Origin of the sequence: Fibrella aquatica, assembly GCF_041321135.1 — a bacterium.
Classification (GTDB): Bacteria; Bacteroidota; Bacteroidia; order Cytophagales; family Spirosomataceae; genus Fibrella; species Fibrella aquatica.
Genome location: NZ_JBGGWF010000004.1, coordinates 535,473 through 559,808 on the forward strand (window position 1 = coordinate 535,473; position 24,336 = coordinate 559,808).

General features: G+C 52.2%; 11 protein-coding genes. 6 read left to right on the forward strand and 5 right to left on the reverse strand.

The genetic code is table 11. The annotated features are described in order from the left end of the window. Positions 1-8 precede the first annotated feature (8 nt). The 5 genes from ACAW87_RS13045 to ACAW87_RS13065 all read right to left on the reverse strand — a co-directional run bounded on the left by ACAW87_RS13045 (position 9) and on the right by ACAW87_RS13065 (position 10,666). Positions 9-3,563, reverse strand: coding sequence for a VCBS repeat-containing protein (locus ACAW87_RS13045; RefSeq protein ID WP_370723835.1), 3,555 nt, complete (start codon positions 3,561-3,563; stop codon positions 9-11). An 81-nt stretch (positions 3,564-3,644) separates the two neighbouring features. Then, the gene (locus ACAW87_RS13050) at positions 3,645-5,168 is read right to left on the reverse strand and encodes a RagB/SusD family nutrient uptake outer membrane protein (RefSeq protein ID WP_370723836.1); all 1,524 of its coding nucleotides are present in this window, start codon (positions 5,166-5,168) and stop codon (positions 3,645-3,647) included. A 46-nt stretch (positions 5,169-5,214) separates the two neighbouring features. Next, positions 5,215-8,643 (reverse strand): TonB-dependent receptor, encoded by a 3,429-nt coding sequence (locus ACAW87_RS13055; protein WP_370723837.1) that lies wholly within the window; start codon positions 8,641-8,643, stop codon positions 5,215-5,217. Between the two features lie 270 nt (positions 8,644-8,913). Then, positions 8,914-9,966, reverse strand: coding sequence for a FecR family protein (locus tag ACAW87_RS13060; RefSeq protein WP_370723838.1), 1,053 nt, complete (start codon positions 9,964-9,966; stop codon positions 8,914-8,916). Between the two features lie 79 nt (positions 9,967-10,045). Beyond that, a complete protein-coding gene (locus ACAW87_RS13065) occupies positions 10,046-10,666 on the reverse strand; it encodes an RNA polymerase sigma factor (RefSeq protein WP_370723839.1) in 621 nt (206 codons plus the stop codon). 825 nt (positions 10,667-11,491) lie between these two features. On the opposite strand from ACAW87_RS13065, the gene ACAW87_RS13070 reads away from it, so the two are divergent. The 6 genes from ACAW87_RS13070 to ACAW87_RS13095 all read left to right on the forward strand — a co-directional run bounded on the left by ACAW87_RS13070 (position 11,492) and on the right by ACAW87_RS13095 (position 24,236). Next, positions 11,492-14,608 carry a SusC/RagA family TonB-linked outer membrane protein gene (locus tag ACAW87_RS13070; protein WP_370723840.1) on the forward strand — a complete coding sequence of 1,039 codons (3,117 nt, stop codon included), beginning with the start codon at positions 11,492-11,494 and terminating at the stop codon, positions 14,606-14,608. Positions 14,609-14,621: 13 nt separating this feature from the next. Next, positions 14,622-16,475 carry a RagB/SusD family nutrient uptake outer membrane protein gene (locus tag ACAW87_RS13075; protein ID WP_370723841.1) on the forward strand — a complete coding sequence of 618 codons (1,854 nt, stop codon included), beginning with the start codon at positions 14,622-14,624 and terminating at the stop codon, positions 16,473-16,475. 170 nt (positions 16,476-16,645) lie between these two features. Then, on the forward strand, positions 16,646-19,675 hold the full coding sequence (locus ACAW87_RS13080; protein ID WP_370723842.1) for a SusC/RagA family TonB-linked outer membrane protein: 3,030 nt from the start codon (positions 16,646-16,648) through the stop codon (positions 19,673-19,675). A gap of 31 nt (positions 19,676-19,706) precedes the next feature. Further along, entirely contained in the window at positions 19,707-21,452 is a 1,746-nt protein-coding gene (locus ACAW87_RS13085; protein WP_370723843.1) for a RagB/SusD family nutrient uptake outer membrane protein, read from the forward strand. 28 nt (positions 21,453-21,480) lie between these two features. Further along, a complete protein-coding gene (locus tag ACAW87_RS13090; RefSeq protein WP_370723844.1) occupies positions 21,481-22,512 on the forward strand; it encodes a DUF5627 domain-containing protein in 1,032 nt (343 codons plus the stop codon). 41 nt (positions 22,513-22,553) lie between these two features. Beyond that, positions 22,554-24,236, forward strand: coding sequence for an endo-1,4-beta-xylanase (locus ACAW87_RS13095; protein ID WP_370723845.1), 1,683 nt, complete (start codon positions 22,554-22,556; stop codon positions 24,234-24,236). Positions 24,237-24,336 lie beyond the last annotated feature (100 nt).

Genomic DNA, 24,336 nt, shown 5'->3' on the forward strand with positions numbered 1-24,336 from the left:
ACACCCGCTCAAAATGGCCGCTTGCCCCCTTTGCTATCGGCAACGTACCCACTTTGCCTGTTTACCGGGAGAATCATAACACTGGACGATTGGGATAGATAACCACTTCCCCAGTAAAATTCTGTTTTACGCGTTTTCCCGCCCGGCAGTTTAGTCAAGGCATACACATCTCCGGGACGCAGTCTGACCGTCGCCTCAGCTTTTTTACCGCCAGTTGTCAGCAGACGAAGACTATCCTGATTCTGGGTAGCAATATATAACGGCCGACCGCTGGCGAGTCGTAGTTCGGCCAGTGCTTTCGCATCTTTATCGACCAGGAAACCGCTTTTACTAACGGGCAAAGCCGCCAATTGTCCAGCCCCATTTCCCAGCAGACACGTACCTATACCCGCATCATACCAACCTGTTAACGGCTCGGTGCTGTACTCGTTACCTACACCCAACAGATCGAGATTTCCGTCTCCGTTCACATCGGAGACAAGCATACCGAGCAGTGGTGAAAACTGCGCTTCGACCGGTAACGGCCTGATGGTAAACTGACCACTGCCGTTATTCTGAATGTAGGAAGAAGCCATGTTGGTTGCCTTTAAAATCAGGGCCCCGCTGAGCTGCTCAGCGTTGAACACATCAGAGAACGTAGCGTTACCATAATCGCTGTATTGGAGAAACCGCCGCCGCATGCTCACGATCTGAGTAGTGAGGGTTTCGCGAGGGTGCGTGATGTACTCTTTTCCCTGAATGAATCGGCAGAGAATGGGATCTATGCGCCCGTTATCGTCGAAATCTTTGGCATATACGCAAACTGGTTGGTCGGGCGACGCTTTGTAGCGCGAGTTGAGCCCCAGGTTACCGGCTACGTAGTCGATATCCCCATCGTTGTCAAAATCGCCGCCAACGACCGAGTTCCACCAACCCACCGAGTTGGGTAGTACAACCGACTGTTGGCCCAGCGTTTTGCCTTGACTGTTTTTATAGAAGGTAATCGGCATGAACTCACCCACCACCAGTAGATCAACCCAACCGTCGTTATCGTAATCGGTCCAAAGGGCGCTGGTAATCATGCCGGGCCGTCGGAGATTAGGGGCTAACTGGTCGGTAACATCACTAAAATGTCCTTTTCCGTCGTTTCTGAGCAGGTAGCTGGCCGGTGCTGTAGGATACTTCCCCGGCACAAGCCGCCCGCCAATGAATAAATCCAGATCACCATCTTTATCAAAGTCACTGGCGACTACGCAGCTTCCACTAGCCGATATGGGGGGTAAGGCACTTCCGTCGAGTTGATAGGTGCCTTTCCCGGTGTTTCGATACAGTCGGCTCTGGTATGCTTTTTCGTCGGAACCAAACTCACTGCTCCCACTCACACAGTACAAGTCCAGGTCACCATCATTGTCAGCATCGAACAAAAGCAGACCCATATCCTCCGACTCTTTGGCGGGCAGGTTACCTATCGAAAACGTCTGGTCTGGCCGTTGCAGGAACATAGTGGCCGGTTTTCCCGCCGATCCGCTGATGATGAAGTCATCCAGCCCATCGCCGTTCACGTCACCAACCGCAATACCGGGGCCAGACTGTGAGAATTTTCGGGGAAGCACACTCGTCGTCTTGAAGTCGACAAAGTCAAGTTCCGTCTGTTTGTAAGGGGGCGTTGTATTGGCTGGCGCTACACTAAACAACAGGGGCAACTCCTGCCCGTTTGGCAACCCCGCCCCGGCGGGGCTGGCTGCACCTGAGCGGGCCTTCTGTTCGTAGAGCTTGAGCGTCTGATTGGCCTTCTCGCCCTTTCGCCGCTCTTCTTTTTGCCCCGGCCACACAATCAGCAGCGAGTCGATAGCGGATTGGCTACCGAGGCCAAAATGAATGAAGGGTTCAACGGTGGAGGTATAGCTACGCTGCACCACCTGCTCGGCATACTGTTGCTGCCCTCCCTTGTACCAGATTGTTACTTTCGCCCCTACGCCTTCCGGGTTTCCTTTCGGCCCCACCAGTTTCAAGCGCAGGTAATTGGGCTTCGTTTTGGCATCGGTGTCCTGAATGTGATTTTCGTAGAGCAGCGCTTCACTGTCGATAGAGTTCATGACCAGATCCAGGTCACCGTCATTGTCCAGATCAGCGTAGGCGGCTCCGTTGCTGACGGCACGTTCGGTAATGCCCCACTCGGCGGCCACGTTGGTGAAGACAAGATTCCCTTTGTTTTGGAACAGAAAATCAGGCTTATCGATCGGGGCCAACTCATTGGTTGCCTTAGTGATGTTGCGCAGCTTGGCCTCCTTCGTCCCGAACATGGACGCGTCTTTCGAGTAAACGCTGAAATCAAGGTCTGTTACATCTTTGGAATACCCGTTGGTGATCAGAATGTCCCGATTACCGTCGTTGTCGAAATCGGCCAACAGGGGGCTCCAGCTCCAGTCAGTGGCCGCAATGCCCGCTAACTGTCCCACGTCGCTGAATGTGGGTAGGCCTTGTCCGGTGGCCCCGTTGTTCAACTGGAGTGTATTTCGAACGTATTGAGGCTGGTAGTTGCGGTTGATGACTGTCTGAAACTGGTCGTAATTGATGTCGGAAAACATTGTTTTTTGCCGCAGATTATCGTCGGGCAACATATCCACCGCCACAATATCATTAAGACCGTCGTTGTTCAGATCGGCCATATCGACGCCCATTCCGTTCTGTTCCTGATGTTTAAGAGCCTTACTGATTTTATTGGTGAACGTCCCATCTCCGTTGTTGATATACATCAGATCATTCGACAGGAAATCGTTCGTGATGTAGAGATCAGGGTACCCATCCCGGTTAATGTCGTTGGTCACCACGCCCAATCCCCAACCTTCAGTATTGATACCAGCCTGCCGCGACACGTCGGTAAAGCGGGAAAGGCCACTAGGTTGCAGGCCATCGTTCCGGTACAGTTTATCGAGACTGCGACCGGTGCCATTTGTTTTCTGGCCAACCGCTACGTTTCGATTATAGTCTTCCAGCCCATTATTGACCAGATACATATCCAGGTCGCCGTCCAGATCATAATCGAAAAAGGCGGCCTGGGTAGAGTAGCTCGTATCAGCCAGCCCTGCTTTCTGAGCTTCTTCCTTAAAAACAGGTACGCCCGATTCGTTATTCCCCTGATTAATATACAGCAGATTAGCGGCTGATTTCTTCTTGTCCGGATGCACGGTACAAACGTAGATATCGAGCCGCCCGTCCTGATTAATATCGACCATGGCCACGCCCGTGCACCAGGCTGTGGTACCAACATTAGCCGGTATGGTAATATCTTCGAATGTTAGGTCGCCTTTATTCAGATAGAGCCGCGATGACACCATGTTACCGGTAAAGAAAATATCCTGTAGCCCATCGTTGTTTACGTCGCCAATGCCTACACCACCGCCATTATAGATGTACTCGAAATTGAGCACGTTGAAGCTATCGGTTTCGGTAATCGTGTTGGCAAACGTGAGCTTCGACTTGCTGGAGGACACCAGCGAAAACACCGGCTTTTTACCAAATTGGCAGGCGTCCAGCGAGAGCACGAATACTAGCAGGAAGGGGATAAAACGCAAAACGCTCATGATGAACAGGCTGAAAAATAACGTACCACCCCTCGTTGAGCCAGGGGTGGTACGTAAATGAATCAATAGATTGGCTGAAAATTAATAGCCCGGATTTTGATCAGCCTGGCTAATCTTGGCGTTGTTGTTTATTTCCGTCTGGGGAATTGGCAACAGCTCATGCCTGTTCGGCTGGAAATAAGGAATGGGCTCCTGAGCGAGTTTGTTCTGCTTCCTCCAGCGTAGAATATCCAGGTAGCGAATTTGCTCGCCACCCAGTTCAACCCGCTTTTCATGCCTTACCGCATTGAAAACCTGCGCTTTGGTCGAGACTGGGAAATTGGCCGTCGGGTAAGCAGGCATAGCCACGCTTGGCCGGGCACGTACCTGATTCAGGTACGTTACAGCCGTTGCCTGCGAGCCAACTTCATTTTCGCACTCCGCCATCATCAGCAACACCTCAGCGTACCGGATAACCCGGAAATTGATACCCGACTGTGAGTTCTCGGTAGCTGCCTTGTAAATTTTCTGGTATTTCTTCCAGCTAATTTTTGGCTCGGCACCCTGCATATCCGTTATCGTTTCGGTGCCGTTGTTAAACGTGTCACCAACCTGATAAAACGAATCCCGGAAACGCGGATCGGCTTTGGCATCGCCTTTTGCCGGTGTTTCAAACTCATTGAGCAAGCTAGTCGAGGGAATCAGGTTCCGCCACGCATTAGGGCCATACTCCTGACCACGAATGGTTACTTCACCGTTGACCCCGTTACCATCGCCGCTCCAGTTCAAGCCGCCAAACGATTCGGTAAACGAGATTTCCCAGACCGACTCCGAGTTAAACTCGTTTTCCTCTCTGAAATTATCAACAAAAGCATCGGTCAGTCGGTATTGATTCGAGGCAATCACAGCAGCTAGTTGTTCTCTGGCGGCGGTGTAGTCGCCACGCTGCATGTATACCCGGGCCAGCATAGCCTGAGCCGCTCCCTTAGACACCCGGCCAACCTCATTATCTGAGTAAGCCGATTTGAGGGGCAAGCCCGCAATAGCCTCTCTTAGATCACTGATAACAAGCTCGTAAACCTGCTCTTCGGTGGCTCGTGGTTGGCTCTCGTCAGGCGAATTAGCAAACGTACTATAAAGCGGAACGCCACCCCAGATAGATACGAGGTTGTAGTAACACCAGGCCCGGTGAAACTTGGCCTCACCCACTACCCGGTTCCGCAGTTCTTCGGTGATACCCTGCGTAACACCCGGCGCAAAGCTGATGACTACGTTGGCCCGGTGAATAACCCGGTACAGGCCCAGCCAAACATCATTGGCAACCGTGTTGGAGGCATCCTGACCACCATTGATTAACTGCGCCCGCTGAATTTCGAGTTGCGAACCGCCAGCCTGCATATCATCGCCCCGTAGGTCGTGCAAAAAGAAGTATTCGCGTCCGTAGAGGTTCAGTCCCTGCCAACCGGCATATACCGCGTTGACACCCGTAACCAGTTCGTTACCCGTTTTGAAGTATGTCTCCGTTGATAATTGAGTGGGATTCACCTTGTCCAGAATGCTGTCATTGCAGGAAAAAGTGAGGGCAAGCGAACTGATAAGAGCAATTTTAAACGTGTTATTTTTCATGTCGTTTCAAGAATGGGCTTTCGATTGTGTATCGAGCCGTTGATGGCTAAAATCCTATTTGAAGGCCGGCCATGATGGTTCTGGCCTGTGGGTATTGACCATAATCAATGCCGTTGGTCAGCGAAGCGCCACCAAACGATCCAATCTCCGGATCGTAGCCACTCTTATAGCCGGTAAGCGTCAGCAGGTTAGTGGTCGATACGTAGACACGAGCTTTCGAGATAAACGAGCTGCCAAACGGGGTAAGCCAGTTCGAGGGAAGCGCATACCCTACGGTCAGGTTTTTCAACCGAACGTAGGCGCCACTTTCAACAAACCGGTTCGAAGCCCGGGCGTTCAGGTTCGGATCACCAGCCACCGCTCTGGGTACGTCGGTCACTTGTCCTTCCGTTGTCCAGCGATCCAATACGGCTGCACCGGCATTGAACAGGCGGGTCATGCCTTCCAGGTTGTATTTCACGGTGCTGTAGATCTGGTTGCCTTCCACACCCTGAATGAACAAGGTCAGGTCAAGCCCCTTCCAGCGGGCCGAGAAGTTGGTTCCGTAGGTGAACTTCGGCAGAAAATGGCCCAGTTTAACCTTGTCGCTTGGGTTGATCACACCATCACCGTTGGTATCGACGAAGCGAAGATCACCCGGATTTGGTGAGCCTGCGTTGGCTACGGCATCGGTGGTCGTTGCTTTCCAGGCGTCGATCTCGCCCTGATTCTGGAAGATACCGTCGGTCTGATAGCCGTAGAAATAACCGATAGGCTGACCAACCTCCGTTCTCGACAGGTTATCACCATACCAGTCGCCGCCAAAGATGGTGTTACCCTCGTCGCCCAGTGAAATCACTTTGTTGCGCACGGCACTGAGGTTTCCACTCAACGACCAGGTTAGTGCGCCCTTCGTTGCCTGATAACCCGCCTGGAACTCTACGCCCCGGTTCCGCACCGAACCTACGTTTGCCAGAGGAGCTTCATCATAACCCATCGACGGTGGAATTGGCCGGTTGAGGACCATGTCGCGCGTCAGGTTGTTGAAATAGTCGAACGAGAAAGAGACTTTACCGTTCAACAGGCTGGCGTCCAGACCGATGTTCGACATTTCGACACTTTCCCATTTCAGGTCCTGGTTGGCCAGTTTCCGAATGGTATAACCCTGACTCTGAATCGACGTGGTACGGTCGAACTCATAATACGGATCGCTCGACAGTGTGGCCTGATAGCCGTAGTCGCCAATGTTGTTGTTACCTACCAGACCGTAGCTACCCCGCACTTTGAGTTCGCTGATCGCCGAGAAGTTCTTCATGAACGCTTCTTCGCTCACGCGCCAGCCGGCAGAAAGTGCCGGGAAGTTACCCCATTTCCGACCGGGCGCATATTTCGATGAACCATCCCGACGGAACGAAAGACCCAGGAGGTATTTGCCAGAGTACTCGTAGTTCAAACGACCTACATACGAGAGAATGGCCGACTCAAAGCGACCAGCACCAATACGGGGACTGGCCAGGTTGGTTGGCTCAATAATGACGTTCGTAATTGAGTTGGTACCGCCCACGTTGATATTCGAGAATACCGACGTTTGCTTCTCCGCTACTGCCGTTGCGTTGATCGTGTGCTTGCCAAATGTCCGGCTGTAGGTCAGCTGATTGGTCAGGATGGGCGCAATAGATTGTCCACGATCCTGCGTGATGTTGGCGAAGCTAAGCGAAGCAAAACCACCGGGTCCGCTATCGAAGCTTGGATTCACAGTCCGGCCAATACCATTGTAAACGTTGATGCCGCCCTGAAAGCGATACTTCAAGCCCGCAAACAGTTCAACATCGATGAACATGGTACCGAACACGGTTGTCGACTCCGATGTGTTGCTGTTCAACAGTGAGTTACGAACCGGGTTCGATGGGTCGGTGCCGTCTACGTTGCGTGCACCCTCAAAACCGCCCAGGTTGTTCGGATTGTAGACGGGCAGGTACGGAATTGTATTGATGATGTTCCGAATCTGTGTGCCAATTGACCCGCCATTCTGCTCGATGCGCCGTGTATCATACGCCAGATATAGCGTTTGACCCAGGGTAACCCGCTTTCCTAATTTATGATCTGAGTTCAGACGAATATTTCCCCGCTTGAAGTTCGTACCGATCATGATACCGTCCTGACTGAAAAAGCCACCCGACAGGAAGAATTTCGATACATCGTTACCCCCCGTCAGTTCGAGCCGGTGTTGCTGGATAGCTGCGTTTCTAAACATCTCATCCTGCCAATCGGTATCGGTTTGCCGGAAAGTCTGGGTAGCACCCGCATAAATAGGCTGATCTAACCCTGTCTGCCAGCGAGCCGGTATACTAGAACCAGCGGGCCGACCGAAGTAGGCATCCCCGTTGTTCAACAGGTCGGTTCCGTAGGCAAGGTACTGATCCCGATTCAGCAGAGGCAGCTTACGCCAGGCACTCTGAACACCCACGTAAGAATCTACGCTAACGCTCAATTTTTTCGAGTTCGACCGTTTGGTGGTGATCAGGATTACGCCGTTTGCTGCACGAGAACCGTAAATTGAAGCCGCACTCGCATCTTTCAACACCTCAACCGACTGCACATCTTTGGGGTCAATATTTGATCCGTCGCCTACAGGTACGCCATCTACTACATAGAGTGGATTAGCATTGTTGATCGTACCGACACCCCGAATACGGATAATAGGGGCTTCGCCCGGTGCTCCGTTGTTGGTTACGGTTACCCCGGCCGCGCGGCCCTGAAGCGCCTGTGAAATGTTGGGAACCGGCAGCGCACTGATTTCTTTTTCCGAAACAGAAGCAATGGCCCCCGTCAGCGACGATTTACGCTGCGTACCGTAACCAACTACTACCACCTCGTTCAGCGAATTGGTATCAGCTTCCAGCACAATGTCAATCGTTGCGCGACTGCCTACCGTGATTTCCTGCTTAACGTACCCAACAAAACTAACCGTCAAGACGGCGTTCTGGTCGGGAACCGTGATCTGATAACGACCTTGCGCATCGGTTACCGCGCCCCGTTGAGTTCCCTTTATCACCACGTTGACACCGGGAATGCCTTCGCCTTCCGAGTCGGTGATTCGCCCGGTGATCGTTTCGTCGAGCGGAACCGATTCTGCCGCCAGAGCCGGTGCCGATAAGGACGTGTTCATGCTTTGCGTCGGCAGACTCAACACTATATCGTTGCCTACCAGCCGGTAGTTGATCTGCAACGGTTTCAGAATGGTCTCCAGTAAAACGCCAAGCGGCTGATTCTGTGCATTGACCGTAATAAGACGTTCTGACTGAATCAACTTTGGACTGTAGATAAATCGAATATCCGCTTTCGATTCAATCGCAGATAATACCGTTTTCACGGCCTTCCCCCCCATTTTAAGCGATATCCGCTTGTTTAGTACTTCCTGCCCGTAGCCGTCGAAAGCGTAGGTCACGCTTAGGCTGATAGACAGCAGCACTAGTTGCATAAAGGTCATTCTCATAATTTGATATGAAAAGCCACGCGCATTGAAAACTTTTTTCATACGTTTGTTTTGTTTTTGAATGAATGTAAAGCGTTAGTCAAAAACATCCCTGCCACCCAATTTTTTGAGTGGTGATTACCGGGATACCCCTAAGTCGAATGTGCTCCACCACATTCGACTTTTTTTATTGTAAAAACTTGATAATCAATTAATCGTACTGCACTCATCAATCAAACTATAAGAACGTTCAGGTAGAACCGTGACCGAGAATCCGGGTTAGGGGATCGATCAATTGCACCCGCTTCCGGTTAGAATTACCCGGCCATCAACCACCCTGTACGTAGCGTGGATAGCCTCGCAAATCAGATCAAGTTTTTGGTACAGATCCTGCTTATCCAACGAGGCCGTCAGGTTGCAGTTTGCCAGTAAATCTGTGCTATAAACCATCTCCACGCCATAGGCTTCCGACAGTGTTTTTAAGACATTAGGAACGGGAGTCTCAACGAAGTCGAACGATTTTGGTAGAGTGCTTGGGCTAACCAGTAGTGGTTTATCGACCAGCGTTTTGATGAGTTGCTCTTCGTCGCTCATAAACACAGCCCGCTGATTCGGAGTCAGAATCACCTCATTGGCCAGCGCACCCTCTTTCTGCCCCCCTTCTTTCCGAGATACAGTGACCTTACCAGTCTTGACAGACACTGATATACGGCTGTCTGACTCATAAGCTTTTACGCTGAAACTAGTCCCTAACACCCGGGTAACTATTTTACCCGTGTTGACTAAAAACGGCTTCGACGGGTCTTTGGTCACCTGAAAAAATGCTTCTCCAGTCAACGTCACTTCGCGATTTACCTGACCAAAATCATTGCTCATTTCGAGGTGACTGCCAGCCTCTAATGTAACGACCGTACCGTCGGGCAGCTTCACAAATTGCCGCTTGTCTGCTGACAGTATTTGTTGCGCACTCACCTGATTATCACTGAACGATGTAGCCGGTGCAAATCGTTGCCACAAGCCAACACCGACACCGCACAAGAGTATCAGGGAAGCTGCATATTGAAACCAGGCACGCCGGTATACCGGTAGGGGGCGTACTATGTGCCGGTCTTCCAAAATTCGGTGAATCGCTCCGGGCACATCCAGATGATCGATTGAAATATCCTTGACGCGCAAACCAAGCACAATCATTCTTGCCTGTTCAACGGCGTCCCCCTGCTCGGGATGGTTGATCAACCAGGTTGGCCAAAAATCATCCTGCTCCGGAGCCGGGCTCAAAACCCACTCCCGGAAGCAGACGTCCTGAACGAAGTCGTCTATTGTATATGAATGATAGGCGTTCATTGATTGGACATAGTTTTATAGCCACTCTTAGGTAAGAGCGGGTAGAGTGAGAATAGTCCTAAAAAAAAGTGAAAAAAAATCACAACGAGGTGAATAGGAGCATGAAAACGACCCCTCTCCAGTGTTTGCGCAGCATTTTCAGGGCCTCGTAAATCAGGTTTACCGCCGAATGATGATTGATTGCCATGATCTGTGCAATGTCATCATACTCCAGCGATTGGTAGAAGCGCAGATAAATTGCCTCGCGCTGCCGTTTCGACAGGTGCTCAAGATTGGCGCGAAGTTTCAGAAGATTTTCGTCTTTTATTTCACTCTCAATTATGTCTGTTTCAACGGCAAACTGAACCTCAAAATCATACTCATCAAGAACTTTATCGACAGAAAAAACTAACTGAGATCGCTGAATTTCTTTGTAAAGTTGACGTCTCAACGACGTAAATAAATAAGCTTTAATAGATCGCACTTCCTCCATTCGATTACGGCGATTCCATATATCAATAAACAAGTTGTGCAAACAATCTTTTACCGTTTCTGAATTAGTGCAGATGCGTAAACCGTACTTTAATAGAACAGGGTAAAACAGCGTAACAAAGTTGGTAAAAGCGGAATCGTTTCCCAGCTTGAAAGCCTGCCAAACTTGTTCCTCCTGATCGCTATCGCAGGGCTGCCTTTCAGCATCGACTAAGTTGACTTTCTTCATAACTCAAAGATAACATGAATTAAGCCTATTGGGTAACTATAACAATTTCTTCAAATACTCCCTTTTACGTACCTCTCCCCGAATTGATTTATCCCCCGAATCACCATAAGCAACTCAAGCCAGACTCTTTTCAATGACTAGTAAGTTATTTATAAATTTTGGTTACATTTTTGTCTATATCGAGTATACTTGTATATATAGCTAGCTAACATCTACACAGATGCTGGCTAGCCGGCTGGTTGTCTCTCCAATGAACTGAACAGGGTTATAGAGACACTTTATAAGACTTTTTTAGGAGTATGTAACATAGCCAATTGAACATGTAACATACCTCAGAATCGTTTAGCACTATGCGAATATACTTTTGACCTCAGCTACTAAGCACCACACGTTAGTTCCACCAAAAAATAAGGCCACAAGAAAGTTTTATTAAACAATACAGCTTCAGCCTCACACTTCGCTAAGATCCAGAAATTAAGTTAGCAAAAATTAAGTAATCAGTATAAATACTCCATTCATTATTCCTGAGTAAATACATAGTCCCTCGAATATTCCCCTTCATCAAATAGCCTTTTTGCCGGAACAAGCTGCGCATAATACGCCAGCTCACCTGGCAAAAAAATAAGTGAATTTTCATCCTGTAACCCTCCTATTTTTTTTATGCTGTCAAAAATTTATCAGGATACGTCCATGTATCGTATCGTACACGAAAAAAAACGTACCCGATTCAGCGATTGAATGCTACAACTAATTGATAAAATGTAATTCAACGAAAGTGAAATGATAAAAACTATACAGTGCTCAGGCCAATTCCCAACGTGCGGAATGAATGTGACCCGACTGCTCGGGTTTTGGATTGTGTGGATGTGTTTGCTATTGACCAGTCAGCTGGCAATGGCGCAGGAGAGTCAAACGGTGAAGGGCGTGGTGCTCGATGAGCAGCAAAAGCCGCTGTTTGGGGCGTATGTGATTCTGAAGAATACCACAACCGGTACCACCTCAGACGTCAACGGTGAGTTTACCATGAAGGTCCCAGCTGGTAAGCAAATCCTGACGGTCTCGTACCTCGGCTCGAAACCGCAGGAAGTAACCGTAGAAAATGGCGGCAGTGTGAAGGTGGTGCTCTCCGGGGGTGATATCACCCTTGCCGAAACGGTAGTAGTTGGCTACGCACAACAGAAAAAGCAAAGTGTGGTGGGAGCCATCTCACAAACGACCGGTAAAATACTCGAACGGGCCGGAGGCGTATACAGCGTAGGGTCAGCCCTGACGGGCAACGTACCTGGCGTTATCACTACATCGAGTACAGGTATGCCCGGCGAAGAGGATCCGCGCATTTTGATTCGGGGCCTAAGCTCCTGGAACAACAGTTCGCCGCTCATTCTGGTCGATGGTATTGAACGCCCTATGAACAGCGTGGATATTTCGTCGATTGAGACAATCTCTGTGCTGAAAGATGCGTCGGCCACGGCCGTTTTCGGCGTGAAGGGTGCCAATGGAGTTATTCTGATCACCACCAAACGGGGTAAAGAAGGCAAAGCCAACATCAACGTACGGGCCGACTACACGCTGAAATCACCATCGGCGTTGCCCAACAAATATGATTCCTACGATGCCCGACTCATTCGCAATCAGGTAATTGAAAGCGAACTGGGTTTGGAGTCGGCCGGATGGGCTACCTACACGCCCCACGAGATACTGAATAAATACCGGAACCCAGCCAGTTTGGCCGAAGCAGAACGCTACCCAAACGTAGACTGGGCCAAAGAAATGTTCAAGCCGGTTACGCAGTCGTACAGTGCCAACCTGAATGTGTCGGGAGGTACGTCATTTGTGAAGTACTTCGCCTCGGCTGACTTCCTGATGGATGGCGATATTTTCAAAGAATGGAACAACAACCGGGGGTATCAGGCGGGCTACGGATTCAACCGGATCAACGTACGGACCAACCTGGATTTTCAACTGACACCCACTACCCTGCTGATCACCAATCTGTCTAGCTCGAACGGGGTGAAAAAGAGCCCCTGGGGCGCCACCGGCGGCGAATATGACATGTGGCAGGGAGCCTACAGTGTGGCACCCGATGTAATGATGCCCCGCTATTCAGACGGCACCTGGGGCTACTACGCGGCAGATCCTGTGGCAGCTACTAACTCTATTCTGAATCTGGCCCGTAGTGGTGTCATGAAACGGACCACCAGCCGAATCACCACCGATTTTACGCTGAATCAGGACCTGAAAATGGTACTGCCCGGCCTGAGCACGGCGGGTACCGTTTCGTGGGATAATAGTTTCGTGGAGAGTCAGCGGGGTATCAATGACCTCTACAATGACCCGCAAACAAAGTGGATCGACCCCGTTACGGGCGAGTCGCGCTACCGGTTTACGTACGATGCCGCCAATATGTTCGATTTTCAGGAGGCCATTCGGTGGGCACCGCAGGCGGGCGCGATGGACAATGGAGCGACCTACCGCCGGTTATTTTACCAGCTTAAACTGAACTACAACAAAACCTGGCGCAAGCATACAGGTAGCGCGATGGGCCTGTTCAGCCGCGAAGATCGGGCTGCGGGCAGCGAGATTGCCAACTACCGCGAAGACTGGGTATTCCGTACTACCTACGACTATGCGGGCAAGTACTTCGCCGAAGTAAACGGAGCCTACAACGGCTCAGAAAAATTTGGTGCCGACAACCGCTTCCACTTCTTCTCGTCGGGTGCGGTAGGCTGGCTGCTGTCTGAAGAAGCGTTTCTGAAACCAGTGAAGTTTATCGACCTGCTGAAAGTCCGTTTATCGTACGGCAAAATCGGCGATGACAACATCAACCAACGCTGGCTCTACATGACGCAGTGGGCATATAATGGGCAGGCCAAAATCGGCGAAAACAACAACGACGTCAGCCCCTACGTATGGTATCGGGAATCATCGGTTGGTAACCCATCAGTACACTGGGAAACAGTAACCAAGACCAACCTGGGTGCCGACTTCTCGCTCTTCAACGGCACCGTTTCCGGCAGCGTCGATGTCTTCAACGATTACCGGACCGATATCCTCATTGCCGGTGGGGCACGGGCTATTCCGTCTTACTATGGTGCTACTGCTCCCGTGGCCAACCTGGGCAGCGTGCGGGTGAGAGGCTATGAAATGGAGGTAAAAGTGAACCATCAGCTTCCGAATGGACTACGCTTGTGGGGTAATGCCAACATGACGCATGCCAAAGACCAGATCATTGAAGCCGATAACCCGAGCCTGCTGCCCGATTACCGCAAGACAGAAGGCAAACAAATCGGTCAGACCTACTCGTATGTCAGCCACGGCTACTACAACACCTGGGACGAGCTGTATGGCAGTACCGAACAGAATACCAACGACCGGCAGAAGCTACCCGGTAATCTCCAGATTGTGGATTATAACGGTGACGGTAAAATCGATACGTACGACAACATTCCATACGGTTACCCCAACCGGCCGCAGAACACCTACAACGCTACTGTTGGATTTGAGTGGAAAGGATTCAGTGCGTTTGCCCAGTTCTACGGCGTAAACAACGTAACCCGTCAGGTCGTGTTCACCAGCTTCGGCTCACGCCTGAATACGGTATACGATCAGGGTACGTACTGGACAAAAGACAACCCAACGGCCAACTCACCCCTACCCCGCCTGATGACGGCTACCGACGGGTCGACCTATGGTAATTTCTACATGTACGATGGCTCCTATGCCCGTCTGAAAAACGCCGAAGTCGCCTACACCTTCAACCGGGGCTGGGTTGAGCGGTTCGGTGTGCGCACCCTGCGCATCTACGCCAATGGCAACAACCTATGGCTCTGGACCAAAATGCCCGATGACCGCGAATCGAACTTTGCCGGTACAGGCTGGGCAGCGCAGGGAGCCTACCCTACCGTAAAACGGTACAACTTCGGCATCAACATCACTTTGTAACTCACACGGAAACATGAAACGATTTACAAAATCAATTGGCTGGTTTGCCCTGGCAACCATGCTGTTTGTCTTACCTTCCTGCAAGGATTATTTGGACAGAGAGAATCAATCGACGGTATCGGCGACCGATGCCTTCAAGAACTTTGTCAACTTTCAGGGCTTCGTCGAAGAACTCTATTACTGCCTGCCCGAGTCGTCGAAGTTCTACTGGCAGGGCTCGTTCAACTGGGGTGAAGATGAGATCATCGTGGCCGGTTCGACCCACTTTTTTGGTTACAAAATCGACAATGGCGACTTCTGGGGCTGGCAGCGGGAGAACGACGGCTGGGGGTCGAACTGGATGGATGGTCCGGGCAACACGCTCGATCGGACCAACCGGTTCAATAAACGGTTTTGGCCATTGGCGTGGTACGGTATTCGGAAAGCCAATATGGGTCTGGAGAACCTGGACCGCCTAACCGATGCTACACCCGAGGAAAAAAACCTGGTGAAAGGCCAACTGCTGTTTTTCCGGGCCTGGTTCCACTTCCAGTTAATGACTTACTTCGGTGGACTCCCTTATATCGACAAGGTGTTACCTGCCGATCAGAAGCTGGACCTGCCGCGCCTGACGTATCAGCAAGCAGCGTTAAAGGCGGCTGAAGATTTCAAGGCGGCGGCCGATTTGCTCCCCATCAACTGGGATGATACCGACGCCGGCAAACGCACCCTGGGCAAGAATCAGTTGCGTATCAACAAAATCATGGCGCTGGGCTTCATGGGCAAGAACTACCTCTACGCCGCTAGTCCGCTGATGAACATGGCCTCGACCGGTAGCAAAACGTACGATGTTGAGCTAAGCAAAAAAGCGGCAGAAGCCTTTGCCACGCTGCTTCAGTTGAGCGAAAGCGGACAGACCGCCCACAAACTGGCCAACTTCGCGGAGATGTCGAGTGTGTATTACACGCTCAACCAGGGTTACCGAATTCCCGGTTTTCCGGAAGCCATTATGCAGTCACCAGCTTATGACGGAGGCGCCACCCGCTGGGGCCTCAACGAGCAATACGTTGCCGGTGTGCTGTTCAACGGAGGGAATGTTTGCTTCTCACCAACGGCCAACTACGTAAACTACTACGGTATGGCCAACGGTATGCCTATCAAGAATGCCGAGCAAGCCGATGCTGAATCGGGCTACGACCCTACCGACCCCTGGAAAGGACGCGATCCTCGTTTTTACAAAGACATTATTTATGACGGCGTAAAAATGATTCAGGGCATTTCGGCCACTCGCGAAGCGCATCGTTATGCCAACCTGTTCACCAAAGGCAGCTACCGCGACGATAACAATGGCAGCCGCACCGGTTACCTGAACGGCAAATTCATTCCACGCACCACCAATTACGACGACAACGGACACAACCAGTCGCACTTTATTCACCTGAGCTACATGCGGTTGGCCGATGTGTACCTAATGTATGCCGAAGCAGCGCTACACGGTTACGGGTCTGCCTCGGGTAGCCATCCCGGCTACATTACGGCTGCCGACGCCGTGAACAAGATCCGTCGACGGGCAGGCGTGGCCGATGTGAATAGCAAGTTCATGGGTTCTAAAGAGGCGTTCATGGGCGAACTGATTCGCGAACGGGCTGTAGAGTTGGCGTTTGAAGGCCACCGGTTCAACGACCTGCGCCGCTGGCTCCTGCTTACCGAACGGCCGTATACGCTGAAAACGGCTCACGATTTCGATCGGGCTCCGGGCGGCAAAGTAGCCAATCTGAAAGAGCGGGTTATTCTCGAACGACGCTTCAACAGCAAGCACTACTGGCTACCGCTGAAGGTCGTTGACGTGAGCATGTATCTGGCGTTTCCACAAAACCCAGGCTGGTAAACGGGAGGCTTGACCGCCTGATTGACAAACACTTTTCCAAGCCGCGCCTATCCGCCTATTTTTTTCAGAATGCTCCTCTTCGGGAAGCATCTCAGGCCGTGCCATGCCTATTTGTAGGCCCACTGGCCCATTCAGACGAAATAAATCGGTAAGGTTAGCCACTCAGAACCATGAAACACTTATTAGTTACAACTACGGTCTGTGCCTTTCTAGCCCTCTCTACGGCGGGGGTACTGGCACAGACTGCGCCGAAAGTCGAGGTCAGGTCGATTGTTCGGAATGCCGAGGGCAAACCTCTGCCAAACGCCCTCGTCAGCGCCAATGCCGGCCAGGAGCAAACAACAACAGACAGCCTGGGCGCATTCACCCTGGCTGTTGCACCCAAATCCGTCGTTCAGGTATCAGCCGAAGGGTATCAGGCTCACGTTGCCGTGGCCGATACCAATATGCAGGAAATTATTCTGGCCGGACTCGGCAATACGTCCGACCTGGTGAATGTAGCCTTTCGTAAAGTACCAGCCAAAGACCTGCTGGGTGGAGTGGCCGTAGTGAACGTACCTGCCTTGCTGCAAAAAAACTATACCACCGGAGCGCTGGATAACCTGAGTGCCTTTGCGCCGGGGTTCAATGGCAATATCTGGGGCATGGGCGAATACCTGGTCCTGATCGATGGGGTACCCCGCAGCGCCACGACGGATATTCACGCCACAGAAATTGAGCAGATTACCGTGTTGAAAGGCGCGGCGGCACTCGCGCTGTATGGTAGCCGGGCGGCGAAAGGCGTTGTTCAGATTACGACCAAACGCGGCGTAGCCAACGAGAAACGGATCAATGTCCGGGTCAATTCGGGGGTACACGTACCCAAGGGTTACGCAGAATACGTGGGATCGGCCGAGTACATGACGCTGTACAACGAAGCCCGCCGCAACGATGGACTGGCCCAGTTATACAGCGAAGAAACTATCTGGAACCACCATGCGGGCACCAATCCATATCGATACCCCAACGTAGATTATTATTCGCCCGAGTATCTCCGGAAAGTGTCTAACCGGACCGACGCGATCACCGAGATATCAGGTGGCAATTCCAGAGCCCGGTTTTACACCAACATCGGATTCGCTCACTCAAACTCGCTGATCAACTTTGGCGAAGCGAAAAACGACAACAACACCCGGCTGAACGTGCGCGGAAACATCGATGTGCGCCTGAACGACAAAATCACGACGTCGGTCGATGCCTCGGCTATTTTCAGCAACAACCGCGCGGCGCACGGCAACTACTGGAGCAATGCCGCTACGCTTCGCCCCTATCGGTTTTCGCCGCTGATTCCGATCAGCATGATCGAAGAAAACGACCCGCTGTCGCAAATTCAGGTGCAGAACAGTAACTACCTCATCGACGGCAAATACCTGCTGGGTGGCACGCAGCAACACCTGACCAACCCGTTTGCCGATATCTACGCAGCTGGCTATAATAAGGGAACAACCCGTCAGTTTCAGTTTACCAACACCATCAATATAGATCTGGGTAGCACCCTGCCGGGACTGTCGTTTGGTACAAGAATTGGCGTCGACTATTCATCGTCGTATAACCTGTCGTTCAACAACCAGTACGCGATCTACTCCCCAAGCTGGAACAACTATGCGGGCGAAGATCTCATCAGCAGCATGCAGAAGTTTGGCGAAGACCGGAACAACGGCGCGCAAAACGTAAGCAATAGCTGGCGGCAACAAACGCTGTTTTTCTCGGGTCAGTTTAACTATGCCACCACGATCAACAACGTACACAATATCAACGCGATCCTGGTTGGCACCGGTCATCAGCGGACCGAAACGGCTATTTACCACGCCACGCAAAGCCACATCAACACGGGCTTGCAACTGTCGTACAACTACCGGCAGAAGTACTACCTGGATTTCAGCAGTAACCTGCTCTACTCGGCCAAACTACCTCCCGGAAACCGAACGGCGTTCTCGCCAACGCTATCGGCAGGCTGGCGCATCAGTGAAGAAGGCTTCCTGGCTGGCTCATCAGTGGTCAACAACCTGAAACTAACGGCCTCTGCCGGTATCCTGCACACTGATCTGGATATTCCGGGTTACTACCTCTACAAAGGCATTTTTACCCACGCCGATGGTACCTGGTATAGCTGGCGCGACGGCAGCCTGACCCGGACAACGGATTCGCGTCGGGGCGAAAACAACGACCTGTTTTTTGCCCAGCGTAAAGAAGTCAGCGTAGGCGTCGAAGGCTCATTTTTCCAGCAGCTGGTTTCGCTGAATGCCAACGTATTCGTTAGCCGGATGGACGGCATCATCACGCAGGCCGCTACCATCTACCCCAGCTACTTCGTGCAGGGATTCCCCCAGAGTTCATTCCTTCCGTATGTAAACTACAACAACGATCAGCGCACAGGCCTCGACTTCAATATAGCCCTGAACAAGCAACTCGGACAGGTGGCCTGGACGCTTGGCGTGACGGGAACCGTCTACAATTCGAAAGTTATGCAACGCGCCGAAAACTTTGAAAATGCCTATCAAAACCGCGTAGGCAAACCACTCGACGCCATTTTCGGGCTGCAAAGCAATGGCCTCTTTGCCAACGAAAGCGACATCGCCAGCCACGCCACGCAATCATATGGTCAGGTGAAACCCGGCGATATCAAGTACGTCGATCAGAATGGGGATAACATCATCGACAGCCGGGATGAAGTATACCTGGGTCGGGCGGGCTGGAATGGAGCGCCACTCACGTTTGGGGTACATCTGACGGCCAAGTGGAAGAACTGGACGTTCTTCACCATTGCCACCGGTAACCAGGGGGCTTATTCGCAGAAAAACAGCTCGTATTTCTGGATTCGGGGCGACGATAAATACTCGGCCGCCGTTCGTGATCGCTGGACGCCCGAAACCGCAGCCACGGCAACGTACCCACGCCTAACCAGCCTGAACAACGACAACAACATCCGTACGTCTGATTTCTGGCTGTACAGGAACAACCGGCTCAACCTCTCAAGGGTGCAGGTTACCTACACGCTTCCCAGCCGGATACTGGCGGGCAAGTTCATTCGCGATCTGAGTGTATATGCCAGCGGTGCCGACCTGCTCGTTGTGGCCAAAGAACGGCAGATCATGGAAACAAACATTGGCGGGGGTCCCCAAACCCGATTCTTCAACCTGGGTCTAAACGCAGCATTCTAACCAGTTTTTAGCTTTCTGGCTAGCCAATATTATGAAAAGATTCTTACCTGCCTTGATCATCGCAAGCCTGTCGCTGACGGGCTGCGCTGATCTGCTCGAACCTGAGGTTGAAAACCTGCCGGGCAAAGAGGCCATGTATAAAGAAGTGACCTTTGCCCAGGGGTTCCTGCTCAACGGATACACCCGCCTGCCCGGCCTTTCGTTCAACGACGTGGCTACCGATGACGCAGTTAGCAACGATAAAAACAACGCCTACCAAAAGGTAGCCACCGGTCAGTGGACAGCCAACTTCAACCCAACCGAACAGTGGGTAAACAGTACTTCGGCCATTCAGTACCTGAACACTATGCTGTCCGAAGTCGATAAAGTAACCTGGGCCATCGACCCTAAAGCGGCCCAGATGTTCAGAGACCGCATTAAAGGGGAAGCCTACGGGCTGCGTGCTTTTTACATGTTTCAGTTGCTGCGAGCCCACGGCGGCTGGTCGAACAGTGGCGAATTGCTGGGCGTGCCCATCCTGACCCAACCGCAGGATACGAAGTCAGACTTCAACCAGCCCCGCGCTACGTTCGAGGCCTGTATGCAGCAGTTCTACAACGACATCAAGCAAGCAGAAGAACTGTTACCCCTCGACTTCGAAGATGTGTCGACGCAGGCGCAGGTGCCTACGAAATATGCGGGTGTCACCGCGGAAGAGTACACCCGCGTGTTTGGGCAATATTCGCGCCTGCGGATGACAGCGCGGATTGCCAAAGCCATCCGCGCCCAGGCAGCGTTACTGGCCGCCAGCCCCGCCTATAAAACCGGCACCACAACCACCTGGGCCGACGCCGCCAATTACGCGGGCGAAGTGCTGAAATTGATTGGTGGCCCAGCCCGACTAGCCGCCAACGGAGGAACGTGGTACGATAACCGGACCGAGATCAACAGCCTCGGTGCGGGTATCAATCCACCAGAAATTCTGTGGCGCAGCGATGCGTCCAATAGCCGGAACCTGGAAGAAGACAACTATCCGCCTTCGCTCTTTGGCCGGGGCCGGATCAACCCCACCCAGAACCTGGTCGATGCTTTCCCGATGGCCAACGGCTATCCGATTGGCTCACCAGCGAGCGGCTACAATGCACAGACGCCCTACGCCGGCCGAGACCCCCGTTTGCAACGCTACATCATCACCAACGGTAGCACGATGGGTCCTTCCAACTCAGTAATCAGAACCGAAACCGGCAGCGGGAACGATGCGGTGAACCAGATCGAAACGTCGACCCGCACGGGCTACTATATGCGTAAACTGCTACGGGCCGACGTCAACCTGAACCCGATCGGAATCAACGATCAACGGCATTACACCACCCGCATCCGGTACACCGAGATTTTTCTGGCCTATGCCGAAGCGGCTAACGAAGCCTGGGGCCCTGATGCTGCCGGAACAGTGGGTTTCTCGGCGCGCGATGTGATCAAGGCTATTCGTCAGCGGGCGGGCATTGGCACCACCAACAGCGATGCGTACCTGAACTCGGTACAAAGTCAGGCCGATATGCGTCAGTTGATTCGGAACGAACGCCGGCTGGAACTGTGCTTTGAAGGGTTCCGCTTCTGGGACCTGCGCCGCTGGAACGAACCACTCACCGAGCGCGCCAATGGCATTCAGATCACAACGGGTAACTATGTGGTAATCCCGGTCGAGAACCGCGTGTTTGCTGCCCACATGAACCACGGCCCTATTCCCTACGGCGAAATGCTGAAATGGAAATCACTCGTGCAGAACAAAGGCTGGTAACGTACCCAACTTCTAATCAACCAACAAGGTGAAGAAACTACACACGCTCTTATTATTGGCAGGAATGGCTCTTTTCAGCTCCTGCAAGAACGAGGAATGGGTATTCCCCGACTTCGAATACACGACGGTCTACTTCGCGTACCAATCGCCCGTCCGCACCATAACCCTCGGCGAAGACCTCTACGATACGTCGCTCGACAACGCCTACAAGTGCAAAATTATGGCCACCAAAGGCGGTGCCTACACCAATAAATCAGACATTACCGTCGATATCAATGTCGATAATTCGTTGTGCGATCGGCTGACGTTTAACAACAGCAGTCAGAAAGTGCTGCCCATGCCGAGCAACTATTACACCCTGGCCGCTAACCAGATCATTATTCCGAAGGGAAGTATTTCCGGTGGTGTAGAAGTACAACTGACCGACGCGTTTTTTGCCGACCCGGCCGCGATCAGGAACACCTACGTGATTCCGGTGGTGATGAGTAAAGTGCAGAATGCCGATTCGCTGCTTCGGGGCAGAAGCCTGCTGTCCGCCCCCCGCCGCACCGTGGGTAGCGACTGGGATGTGACGCCGAAAGACTATATTCTTTATGCCGTGAAATACATAAACCCCTGGCATGCCACGTACCTGCGGCGCGGTAAAGATGTGATTACCGGTAAGGCGGGCAACACCGCCATCAACAAAACACAGGTGCGCCGGGGCGTGTACATCGAAAACAGTGAGGTGTGTAATGTGACCACCCGATCGCTGCGGCAGGTCGTGTTTACCAACGCCATCAAAAGCACAAACGGCACCGATATGCCCTACCGGCTTATTCTAACGTTCGATGAAGCCAACACCTGCACCATCACGACCGATGCTACCAACTACACTGTGAAAGGAACAGGCCGGTTTGTAAAGCGCGGCGACGTTAAGAGCTGGGGCAACCAGGATCGCGATGTACTGCACCTCAACTACGAGGTCGATTTCAACAACGCCCATCTGGCCACCACCGACACGCTGGTGGTTCGGAACCGGGGAGTTGTGGCCGAAACGTTTGTTCCAGTGTACCAGTAAGAAGACGGTTGCTCAATTCGACATCCCCTATCCGAAATAATATGACATCCTCATTAAAATCGATATCCCTACTGACTCTCCTAACGGCGCTGTCGGTAGCCTGTCAGCCAGATAAAAGCGAGTTTATAATGGCCAAGCCCGAAAGCGTCGCCATGCTGGAGCCAATCAATAAGTACGCCGCTCTGAAGACGTACCTGAACACCAGCGAAAATCCTAACTTCAAGTTGGGCGCCAGCGTTAGCCTGACCGATTATCTGGCTAACGGGGTCATGGCCCGGATGGTAAACAGCAATTTTAACGACATCACGCTGGGCAACGAAATGAAGCACGGTGCTCTTGTTAAGGCCGATGGAAAGCTGGACTTTTCTAACGTCATCAACCTGCTCAAGGCGGCTCAGACGGCGGGCGTTAGTGTCCACGGCCATACACTCACCGGGCATACTAACCAGAACGCGGCTTACCTCAACAGCCTGTTATTAACCGGTGTCGACTTCGACCCGGCCGATAAGCGGGTGAACTACGTGAACGGTTCATTCGAGCAAAACCAAACCGGCTGGAACTCATGGGGCGGCTCAAGCACCCGCGATGTGATCAATACCGGGCTGGTTGGCACCAAAAGCCTCCGATACACCCATACATCGAAAGCAAACCCCTGGGATGCCCAGATCGCGCTCGATTTTAGCCCGGCACCCGTACCAGTGGGCGAGTACACGCTGTCGTTTTTTGTCCGATCCGATGCGCCGGGTAAATTCCGCTGCTCAACAGTAGGCACTGGGTCCGACGTGCAATATCAGGCCGACGTAATTACCGGTACAGGCTGGCAGTATGTGGAGTGGAACATTAAATCGGCGGGTACCCTTTCGGCTCTCCGCTACGACATGGGCACCACGCCGGGTACGTATTACCTCGACGAAGTACGGCTCAACCCCCGATCGACCTTGTACAGAGCGCCCGTCATTCTTCAGTTGAGTGCCGACGAGAAAGCCAAGATCATCGGCGCAGCGCAGGAAAAATTCATCACCGAAATGCTCACGCAGACCAAATCGTATGTTAAAGCCTGGAACGTGGTGAACGAACCAATGGACGATGCCAAGCCAAACACGCTGAAAACCGCCGTAGGCCGGACCGGTATTCCCACCAACGAGTTTTACTGGCAGGATTACATCGGTAAAGATTATGCGGTTAATGCCTTCAAGCTGGCCCGGCAACACGGTAATCCGGGTGATGTCCTGTTCATCAACGACTATAATCTGGAAAACGACCTGAACAAGTGCCGGGGCCTCATCGAATACGTAAACTATATCGAAAGCAAAGGCGCCAAAGTGGACGGAATCGGCACGCAAATGCACATGACGCTGGATACGAAGCGCGAAAACATCGATCAAATGTTCCAGTTGCTGGCTGCTACCGGCAAAATGATCAGGGTATCCGAGATGGACATCGCCATTGGTGGAGGCATCAAAACGGCGGCAGCAACGCCCGCTCAGTATAAAGCACAGGCCGAATTGTATGAGTACGCGATCAAAAAATACATGGAAATCGTACCGGCCAAACAGCGTTACGGCATCACGATGTGGAGCCTGATGGACAGTGCCGACGGGGCTGCCTGGCGGGCCGGTGAGCCAATTGGCCTCTGGAAACGTGACTTCACCAGGAAACAGGCCTATGGTGGTTTTGCCAACGGCATTGCCGGCCGGGATGTGAGCGCTGATTTCAAAAAATAGGCAACGTACCTGACCCATAGGGCCAAGTATCGGTTTTTCGTCATTCCGCCCTTTCGGTGGGGTGGCGAAAATTCGTGTTTTCAACCAATCACAAACTAGC